Below are 2,089 nucleotides of genomic sequence, written 5' to 3'. Positions count from 1 at the left end.
AGACGTTTCGCGCCGCACGCCCGATCGTCTGGATGAGCGATGTGCCCGAGCGGAGGAAGCCCTCTTTATCGGCATCGAGGATGGCGACCAGCGACACCTCGGGAAGGTCGAGGCCCTCACGGAGCAGGTTGATGCCCACGAGGACGTCGTAGACGCCTGCCCGCAGCTCGCTGAGCAGTTCGACCCGTCGCAGCGTGTCGACATCGGAGTGCAGATAGCGAACCCGCACACCGTGCTCTCCGAGGAAATCGGTGAGCTCTTCGGACATCTTCTTGGTGAGCGTGGTCACGAGCACACGCTCGTTTCGCTCGACGCGCACCCTGATCTCCTCGAGGAGATCATCGATCTGACCCTTGGACGGCTTGACGATGATGTGCGGGTCGACGAGACCGGTCGGACGGATGATCTGCTCGACCACGCCGTCGGCGATTCCCATCTCGTATTTGCCGGGGGTCGCGGAGAGGTAGACCGTCTGACCGATCCGGTTCTTGAACTCGTCCCAGCGCAGCGGCCGGTTGTCCATCGCGCTCGGCAGCCTGAAGCCATGATCGACGAGCGTCCGTTTGCGGGACGCGTCGCCCTCGTACATCGCACCGATCTGCGGAACGGTGACATGGGACTCATCGATCACGAGCATGAAGTCGTCGGGGAAGAAGTCCAGCAGCGTGTGGGGCGGCTCTCCTGGCTGGCGACCGTCCATATGCCGCGAGTAGTTCTCGATGCCCGAGCAGAAGCCCAGCTGCTGCAGCATCTCGAGGTCGAAGGTGGTGCGCATCCGCAGTCGCTGCGCTTCGAGGAGCTTGCCCTGGCGTTCGAACTCCTTGAGGCGCTCCTCGAGCTCATGCTCGATCGTGCCGATCGAGCGCTGGATCACATCGGTTCCCGCGACGTAGTGCGAGGCGGGGAAGATCGGCACCGAGTCGAGCTTCTCGATGACCTCGCCGGTGAGCGGGTGCAGCGAATAGAGCCCCTCGATCTCGTCGCCGAACAGCTCGATGCGGATGGCGTGCTCTTCGTACACCGGGATGATCTCGATCGTGTCGCCCCGCACGCGGAAGTTGCCCCGCGAGAAGTCGACGTCATTGCGGTTGTACTGCATCGAGATGAACTGGCGAATGAGCGCATCGCGGTCGTACCGCTCCCCCACCTGCAGCGCGACCATCGCTCGGAGGTACTCCTCGGGCGCGCCGAGACCGTAGATGCATGAGACCGTGGAGACGACGATCACGTCGCGTCGGCTGAGCAGCGAGTTCGTGGTCGAGTGACGGAGGCGCTCGACCTCGGAGTTGATCGACGAGTCCTTCTCGATGAAGGTGTCGGTCTGCGGGACGTAGGCCTCTGGCTGGTAGTAGTCGTAGTACGAGACGAAGTACTCGACTGCGTTGTTCGGCATCAGCTCGCGGAACTCGTTCGCGAGCTGCGCCGCGAGAGTCTTGTTGTGCGCCAGCACGAGCGTCGGACGCTGCACCTGCTCGACCAGCCAGGCCGTGGTCGCCGACTTGCCGGTACCCGTCGCACCGAGCAGCACGATGTCGGTCTCACCGGCGTTGATGCGCGACGCCAGCTCGGCGATGGCCTTCGGCTGGTCGCCGGCAGGCTCGTACTCGCTGATGACCTCGAAAGGACGGACGCTGCGGGTGGTTTGCATACCTCCAGCGTATGCCGGGCCACCGACATCGGGGTCGCGAGCCCGGTGCTGCACCTCGAGATGCCCGCCGGCGCCGCGAACGGAGAGCTGCTCAGTCCGCCTCCGGCGTCCAGACGTAGGGAGTGGTGGTCGACACCGTGATGAGCCCTGCGCGCTCGAGTATGGGTCGGGAGAACTCCGTCGAGTCCGACTGCAGGTAGCGCTTGCCGCGAGCGAGAGCGGAACGAGCGCGTCGCGCGGTGAGTGCGCGGTAGATCCCCCGGCCACGCCACGAGGTGATCGTCGCACCACCCCAGAGCCCCGCGAAGTCCGTCGCCGCCACGGGTTCGAGGCGCCCTGCACTGATCACCGCGCCATCCGCCACGGCGATCCACAGCTCCACCGTGTCATCCGAGCGGATGCGCTGCAGTGTCCTCTCGGCCCGTGCACGCCAGTGAGGGT

The 2,089-nt window shown here is 65.2% G+C and carries 1 protein-coding gene and 1 pseudogene; both read right to left on the bottom strand.

Going from position 1 to position 2,089, the window contains the following annotated elements; all coding sequences use genetic code 11:
• The coding region (uvrB, locus tag J7E68_RS12205) for an excinuclease ABC subunit UvrB (protein ID WP_215172936.1) at positions 1-1,648 on the bottom strand (1,648 nt) is incomplete at its 3' end.
• A gap of 91 nt (positions 1,649-1,739) precedes the next feature.
• Positions 1,740-2,089, bottom strand: a pseudogene (locus J7E68_RS12200) (GNAT family N-acetyltransferase); the annotation flags it as partial.

Origin of the sequence: Microbacterium sp. ISL-103, from assembly GCF_018613995.1 — a bacterium.
GTDB lineage: Bacteria > Actinomycetota > Actinomycetes > Actinomycetales > Microbacteriaceae > Microbacterium.
Note: the sequence above shows the minus strand (reverse complement) of the source record. Positions and strands in the feature narration are given on the sequence as shown.